This window comes from Dorea sp. Marseille-P4042 (assembly GCF_900290215.1).
Taxonomy (GTDB): domain Bacteria; phylum Bacillota; class Clostridia; order Lachnospirales; family Lachnospiraceae; genus Dorea; species Dorea formicigenerans.
This window is the reverse complement of the sequence record NZ_OLMI01000004.1, coordinates 187,201-193,630: the sequence shown is the minus strand read 5'-3', so window position 1 is coordinate 193,630 and position 6,430 is coordinate 187,201. Positions and strand designations below refer to the sequence as shown.

12 protein-coding genes, 7 tRNA genes and 1 rRNA gene are annotated in these 6,430 nt (G+C 40.5%); 17 read left to right on the top strand and 3 right to left on the bottom strand.

Translation table 11 applies throughout. The features are described 5' to 3' along the window. From C7E02_RS19060 to C7E02_RS19025, 8 genes are all read left to right on the top strand, one after another. Positions 1–110, top strand: a 23S ribosomal RNA gene (locus C7E02_RS19060); the annotation flags it as partial. Positions 111–177: 67 nt separating this feature from the next. Then, positions 178–251 (top strand) — tRNA-Asp (locus C7E02_RS19055). 4 nt (positions 252–255) lie between these two features. Then, a tRNA-Val gene (locus C7E02_RS19050) sits at positions 256–328 on the top strand. Between the two features lie 34 nt (positions 329–362). After that, positions 363–444: transfer RNA gene (locus tag C7E02_RS19045), tRNA-Tyr, on the top strand. Between the two features lie 17 nt (positions 445–461). Next, a tRNA-Thr gene (locus tag C7E02_RS19040) sits at positions 462–534 on the top strand. Between the two features lie 28 nt (positions 535–562). Beyond that, a tRNA-Met gene (locus tag C7E02_RS19035) sits at positions 563–636 on the top strand. Between the two features lie 30 nt (positions 637–666). Further along, positions 667–739 (top strand) — tRNA-Phe (locus tag C7E02_RS19030). Positions 740–771: 32 nt separating this feature from the next. Then, positions 772–844 (top strand) — tRNA-Lys (locus C7E02_RS19025). 261 nt (positions 845–1,105) lie between these two features. Here the strand turns inward: C7E02_RS19025 and C7E02_RS19020 are convergent. Together C7E02_RS19020 and C7E02_RS19015 are read right to left on the bottom strand one after the other, a co-directional pair. Next, complete coding sequence (locus C7E02_RS19020; RefSeq protein WP_105310468.1) at positions 1,106–2,224, bottom strand: tyrosine-type recombinase/integrase; 1,119 nt, start codon at positions 2,222–2,224, stop codon at positions 1,106–1,108. Positions 2,225–2,374: 150 nt separating this feature from the next. After that, positions 2,375–3,193, bottom strand: coding sequence for a hypothetical protein (locus C7E02_RS19015; protein WP_105310467.1), 819 nt, complete (start codon positions 3,191–3,193; stop codon positions 2,375–2,377). 144 nt (positions 3,194–3,337) lie between these two features. Between C7E02_RS19015 and C7E02_RS19010 the strand changes: the two genes are divergently transcribed. After that, positions 3,338–3,511, top strand: coding sequence for a helix-turn-helix domain-containing protein (locus tag C7E02_RS19010; RefSeq protein WP_227096788.1), 174 nt, complete (start codon positions 3,338–3,340; stop codon positions 3,509–3,511). Between the two features lie 189 nt (positions 3,512–3,700). After that, positions 3,701–3,823 carry a hypothetical protein gene (locus tag C7E02_RS20135; protein WP_278336565.1) on the top strand — a complete coding sequence of 41 codons (123 nt, stop codon included), beginning with the start codon at positions 3,701–3,703 and terminating at the stop codon, positions 3,821–3,823. Between the two features lie 12 nt (positions 3,824–3,835). On the opposite strand, the gene C7E02_RS19005 is transcribed toward C7E02_RS20135, so the two are convergent. Further along, positions 3,836–4,186 carry a helix-turn-helix domain-containing protein gene (locus C7E02_RS19005; RefSeq protein ID WP_105310465.1) on the bottom strand — a complete coding sequence of 117 codons (351 nt, stop codon included), beginning with the start codon at positions 4,184–4,186 and terminating at the stop codon, positions 3,836–3,838. A gap of 153 nt (positions 4,187–4,339) precedes the next feature. Here C7E02_RS19005 and C7E02_RS19310 point away from each other — a divergent pair, with 153 nt between their 5' ends. The 7 genes from C7E02_RS19310 (at position 4,340) to C7E02_RS18985 (ending at position 6,429) form a co-directional block, all read left to right on the top strand. Further along, on the top strand, positions 4,340–4,483 hold the full coding sequence (locus tag C7E02_RS19310) for a hypothetical protein (protein WP_158683108.1): 144 nt from the start codon (positions 4,340–4,342) through the stop codon (positions 4,481–4,483). 13 nt (positions 4,484–4,496) lie between these two features. Beyond that, positions 4,497–4,646: a hypothetical protein gene (locus tag C7E02_RS19305; protein WP_158683107.1), complete on the top strand. Its 150-nt coding sequence runs from the start codon at positions 4,497–4,499 to the stop codon at positions 4,644–4,646. 38 nt (positions 4,647–4,684) lie between these two features. Next, on the top strand, positions 4,685–4,852 hold the full coding sequence (locus C7E02_RS19515) for a hypothetical protein (RefSeq protein WP_203226990.1): 168 nt from the start codon (positions 4,685–4,687) through the stop codon (positions 4,850–4,852). 18 nt (positions 4,853–4,870) lie between these two features. Beyond that, positions 4,871–5,101 (top strand): hypothetical protein, encoded by a 231-nt coding sequence (locus tag C7E02_RS19000; protein ID WP_105310464.1) that lies wholly within the window; start codon positions 4,871–4,873, stop codon positions 5,099–5,101. Continuing rightward, a complete protein-coding gene (locus C7E02_RS18995; protein ID WP_105310463.1) occupies positions 5,098–5,283 on the top strand; it encodes a hypothetical protein in 186 nt (61 codons plus the stop codon). Before C7E02_RS19000 ends, C7E02_RS18995 begins: the two co-directional genes overlap by 4 nt. Then, a complete protein-coding gene (locus C7E02_RS18990; protein ID WP_105310462.1) occupies positions 5,273–5,494 on the top strand; it encodes a hypothetical protein in 222 nt (73 codons plus the stop codon). Before C7E02_RS18995 ends, C7E02_RS18990 begins: the two co-directional genes overlap by 11 nt. 173 nt (positions 5,495–5,667) lie before the next feature. Continuing rightward, positions 5,668–6,429 (top strand): rolling circle replication-associated protein, encoded by a 762-nt coding sequence (locus tag C7E02_RS18985; RefSeq protein ID WP_105310461.1) that lies wholly within the window; start codon positions 5,668–5,670, stop codon positions 6,427–6,429. Position 6,430 lies beyond the last annotated feature (1 nt).

Genomic DNA, 6,430 nt, shown 5'->3' with positions numbered 1-6,430 from the left:
CCCAACGAAAGTTGTAAGACCCCTTGAAGACGACGAGGTAGATAGGACAGAGGTGGAAGTGTGGTAACACATGGAGCTGACTGTTACTAATAGGTCGAGGGCATAACCAAGTAAGGTGGATAGGTAAAGATGTTAAAAGATTTCTTATATGTGATTTTGAAGGTACATCCTTCATAAGGCCCAGTGGCTCAGTTGGTTAGAGCGCCGCCCTGTCACGGCGGAGGTCGAGAGTTCGAGTCTCTTCTGGGTCGTTATGGGATCATAGCTCAGCTGGGAGAGCATCTGCCTTACAAGCAGAGGGTCATAGGTTCGAGCCCTATTGGTCCCATTACAGCTTAAAAGTTGTTAGTTATATTGAATATGGGTGGATTCCCGAGTGGCCAAAGGGGACAGACTGTAAATCTGCTGCTTAATGCTTCGGTGGTTCGAATCCACCTCCACCCATTAGCCTAAAGGCTTGCGCCGATGTGGCTCAATTGGCAGAGCAGCTGATTTGTAATCAGCAGGTTATCGGTTCGAGTCCGATCATCGGCTTAACTCTTTTAAAGAGAAATTTTAATATCGCGGGGTGGAGCAGTCTGGAAGCTCGTCGGGCTCATAACCCGAAGGTCGTAGGTTCAAATCCTGCCCCCGCAACTTACATTGGCAATAGCTGATGTGATGAATGCCCAGATAGCTCAGTTGGTAGAGCAGAGGACTGAAAATCCTCGTGTCACTGGTTCGATTCCGGTTCTGGGCATTTTCCTTTATGATTAGCATATTGGAAGAGACGGGCGTGTAGCTCAGGTGGTAGAGCACTTGACTTTTAATCAAGTTGTCCGGGGTTCGAATCCCCGCACGCTCACTGAATGGAATCCCCACAAACCCTTGAAAACATTGGGTTTGTGGGGATTTTTCGTATCATACAAAACACGCGTTATTTGCTTCTATTTGCTTTTATTAATGTCTCAAAAGTGTCTCATTGAATTCAAGATGTCTCAAAAGTGTCTCAGAATACCACGGAAGCGTATCAAATAATTCAGAAGCGCCTCAGAATACCACGGAAGCGTATCAAATAATTCAGAAGTGTATCAAAAAAGAGTATGAGATAAAAAATCCCACACTCTTAAAAATTAATCGCATCATTCACAGCGCCATCTACATCTTCACGTTCGGCCAGAATATGTGAGTACACATTCATAACCATAGCCTCTGTATCACCAAGAAGCTGTGCAATCCTTTTAATAGATACACGAGGAATCTGATAGCATAAGGATGAGCAATAGTTGTGCCGGAACACATGCCCGGTCAATCCAACGATATCTTCTTTACACACAGCCTGCATCGATTCCAAGATTCTCTTCCACATTTTATCATAAGCGCTTTTGGTAAGAGGCTTCTTATCTCGCATGGTCACAAATAGCTGAGTCCGGCCGGAATGCTTAACACTCTCTACATAGCCCTGGACCACGGGGAGAATCTTGGAAGGTATTGGAATGGTACGAATTCCATTAGAGCTCTTCGGATCCTTAACACCGGGAGTATTTGTAATATACTCATAGGCTTTGCTGACGGAAACTTCGCGCTTTTTGAAATTAATATCAAATATCGTAAGTGCCACGCATTCCTCGCGTCTCAATCCACATCCATATATCAGATACACATAAGCCTGATCAGAATCATATTTATAAGTCGCATCAAAGACGGCTTTCTTCTCAGCTGGTGTCAGAGGACGCTTTTCGCTCGGCTTATATTTTATTTTGTCGGTATTCCTGAGAATATCATCAGCCACATTAGCAGCCAGGAGCTTGTCAGACACTGCAGACTTCAGGACCGCAGAAAAGGTCAATAAAATCTGCTGTTGAGTGCGCCTCTTATCCTCTGCATTTGCCAATAAAGTTTCAATGTGGATACGCTCTACATCTTTTAACTTTAGCGCATTAAGAGCCGTGAAGTGCTTTTCAATAATATTCTCATACATGCGCTTGGTATTATTGGAGCGCCTGGACTTATACACATTCAGCCAGCTTCGGGAATAGTCTATGAACAATATATCCGTATTCCTCACATAGTTTCTGGATTCAATTTGAGCTTTCATAGCTGCAACCTGACGTTCCAGATCCCGGCTGCTTTTATCACTCCTGAGTGATACACGATGCTTACTGCCGTTAGCGTTGTACGTCCCATCCCAAACCTTAGTCTGATAATATCCATCTGCACCGAGTTTATATTTTTTACTAGCCATAGCACCAACCTCCTAAAAATGAGTATAAAAAATACACCTATACGGTGCCGTGGATTTATGATACAATATTCTTGTCAGGGAGTATTGTATCGTGCACAGCACGTATAGTATTCATCAACCGTCCTTGTAACCAGCAAGGGCGGTTTTTAGTTATTTGTCAAAAATATAAATATCGTAAACGTTACTCATATAGCCAAAAGACGGATCCTCGGAATCCGGATATTTAAAATCAAAGTAACCGGAAAGAGCAATTTTATCACCAACATGAATCTCCACTGATTGTTCTGAATCATATCCCATATATATAAGTTTGTCAGTTCCGCCATCGGTCAAAGTAAGAATAGTGTCATAATAATAGTCTTGCCGTTCATATTTATCTGGACATAAAGCTAAAAAAATTCCTTCCATCTGATCCAGTGTATTAACATTTAAAACAGTGCCTTGCACAACAGAACACAATAAATCAGAATCTAAAGCTTGAGCAACGTTGGATTCGAATTTAGGAGTTATGTCTTCAGGTGTAAGTATTTTAGAAACAATCAACTCACCGTAAGGATAATCTTCCCGAGACATAGTTCCGGTTACGGTAACCTCTGTACCATGTTCAATAAATAAACTAAGATTAGTTTCATCATTTGGAAAATCGCAAGAAATATGATATTTTCCATCTGTTGATTCTAATGAAAATCCTTTTAGTGACTCAGCTTTAAAACCGGTAAGCGTGATTTCTTGATTAAAAGGAAGTCCATTCTTTTCAGAACATTGCTTGAAGAGAGCAATCCCTTTATCAGAGCTTAAATCTTCGTCTTTGAAATCAGAGCTCTTCTCCTGAAACAGGTCCATTGATTTTTGATATATAGGACCTAATTCATCAATATTATATTCAGTTTTTTGAGTTTTTGCCCCACATGCGCTTATGGTTGAAAGAACCAATAATACAAGGAGACTTGAAACAATTCTTTTTCTCATATTGTACTCCTTAAAAAGAGAATGAAATAAGTATAAGTAAGTTTATATATAAACGCCATAGGCGAATATACAAATATTTTCCAGAATACATATCAAGCTACATGGTATATAATAAAAACTATGAAAGTATTACTGGAGCAAATCATGTATGACAAAAATCTTTCTGTGCGCCAGGTATCTATCATGACCGGAGTGTCCAAATCCACAATAAACAGAATCGTTAATGGACAAGTATCTCCAACCTTAGATACTGTGGAGCAGCTTGCAAAAGGTCTTCATCTGAAAGTTACGGACCTTTTCAAATCCGATATTCAATAAGTGTCCCACATCTGGGACGATTCCAACCATTTCCAACAGCTTCCTATAACTCATGTGTCTTTATTAATAGAAGAACACATAAAAGATAAAATAGAACAAATGTTCGAAAAACCATTGAAAACAAAATCTAATAGTGATAAGATTCAATCAAGGAATTTCGGATGTATGCTCTAAGAGGAGGTACGCAGTATGGACAAAGAAACATGTAAGAAGCACATTATTGAAATGATCGAAAAAATTGACGACATTTCACAATTAAAGAGAATTTATGCCTATGTACATAGATTCTTTATCCAAAGAACAGGTGAATAACCTGTTCTTTTTTTAGGTAAATACACTTTGGAAGTAATCCTTGATTACACGCCGTTGTTCTTGAGAAAGTGACAAGTATTTTTCCAACATTTTTCTATCAATATCATCAAGCTCATATTCTTCAGCAATTTCATCGATAACAGATTCAGGAGTATCAACAAATGGATCTCCATCACCATTGACCAACCAATAGTAATTAACATGAAAAGTTCTGCAAATAGATAACAGTATTGGTTCCGATATTTTTCTATCGCCATTTTCATAACGAGAGACGGCGGCGCGTGTAACACCTATTTTATTGCCGAATTCTTCTTGACTTAATTTCAGATACACAGTTCTAAGCGTTAATAATCGTTCATTCAATTTTATTCTCACCACCTTTAATGCGAGTATATCGCAATAACGTACCGATGTCAACAAAAAAGAAAAAATGTGTTGACATATGTGACAATGGAACATATAATGATACCAACGGAACGCAAGAAAGGAGGAAAATAAATGGAGGACAAAGGGAAAATGCAAATCAATGAAATAAGAGAAGATGCAGCAGAATTTGCAGAAATTTTGGTAAAAGTACCAAAAACAAGAAAAAAAGATGCGGAAATATTTTTAAAAGGATTTGCTGCATGTGCATCTATTAAAGAAGATAAGAGTGCATAAGGAGGCGGGAAGGATGAAAGAAGTAGAAAGGACAATAGATGACCTGTGTAAACTCATACAGAAAAAAACAGAAAATTGCAAAGAAAGCTATGAGGTAAACGAACTGGCAGAATTAACCCAAGCTCTGGCAGAGTTGATAACTGCCAGAGCTTGGCTTGGCTAGGCTACAGAAAGAACTGTCTGAATGATGGGAGGAAAAAAGTGGATAAGTATATAGAAGCCTTAAAAGGCATTTCATATTCTGACTGGATGAAGTTACAGATGTGTATGAATGAAGAGTTCAGTCGGCAGATTGGCGAAGTAAAGAAACAGATCAGATTCAATGACGTTGAGAATGTGAAGCGAACTATACGTCATTACATCAATTAAACAAAGGAGGTTACATATATGGAATACCCAAGGAAGATAATGTCTGCAAACGCACTCGTAAAAGAGTGCGGATTTACCCGGACATATATTGAAAACGCAATAGCAGCACCAGATCAGACATTTGCAGAAAAAACAAATGTATATAAGAGTAGTCGGTATCAGATCGACACTGACGAGTTTGAAAAATGGAGGCAGAAACACATTGCCATGCAGAAAAAGGCAAGACGGCAGAGAGCAGGTGTGATGTGAGAAAAATAGAAGAGATCCTGTTCCGACACGTGGCGGAGCAGAGAAAACGCTGTGAAAGCATGGAAGTCTGCCAAGTAGGAAGGCGAACAGAAATAGCCAAGCTCCGGGCATTGAAATCGGTGATCCAGGAAGCAAGGCTGGATATTGAGTATATAAGGTGGTGTAGGAAAAATGGGTATTAAAGCGCACAAGCGAAAGATATTGATCTGTAAGACAGTAAGAGCAGTCACGGAGACGGTCGGAGTCATCGGAATGGCAGCCACCTGGATAGGTGTAGCCCGCATGACAAACAGTAGTCCGGCATTACTCCCAGGAGGAACAAGAATCGTGGCCGGATTAATCATCGTGACTGCAGCCTATATAGTCAATAAGGTGGTCAGGTATGCGAGATAAAAAAGAAAAGGAATCTGCGTCAACAAATTCCTCTTCACCCTTCCGATTCCTCGAAAGATTCTGCTATTGAAAACAATTATAGTATAGCTGAACGGGGTGGAAAAGTCAAGGAAACACGGGGATTTCGCCCCGTTTTCCAATCTCGATAAAGATATTAAAGATAGGACAAAACCATGGCTATAAAGAGAAAGGAATACCGTTTCAGAAAGGGAGATATCCTGGACATAGAAGAATACCATGACGGGAAGTATGGAGATCCTGGAGGGAAGCGGTTAAAAAGAAGAAAAGCAACACCGGAAGATATGCTCCGGGTAAATAAATGGAATAAAGAGAAGAGATGCCGTCAGAGGTTATTGTGTTATTTCTCACCGGGAGACCTATTACTCACCTGGACATACCGGGTGGAGGCAAGACCACCAGATATGGAGTCGGCCCTGAAGGATTTTCAGGCAGCACTTCGGAAGGTACGAAGGGAATACAAGAAAAGAGGGAAATCCTTATTCTGGATTCGTAACATAGAGCGCGGAACAAAGGGAGCCTGGCACATCCACTTGGTCGTGAATGAAATAGGAGATTCAGCCAGCATCGTAGAAAAGGCATGGACCAAGGGAGGAACATGGCTGACAGAAATCAAGAAATCGAAATTCTATGATGAAGATTTCACCAGTCTTGCCAGTTATATCACAAAAGACGAACATTCCGCAGAGACAAAAGCCGACGGCACACAGGGAAAACCAAGACTCCGGGAAGCCAGTTACAACACTTCCAAGAATATGCCACTCCCAGAGCCTCACGTGGACAAGCTTGTAAGGTGGAAGAAAGAAGTCAAACCAAAGAAAGGCTATTACATAGCACGCATCTGGGAGGGTATAAATCCCAAAACAGGCTACAAATACCGGAGAGTCACGCAAATACGATTGAACAGGAGGATTTAAA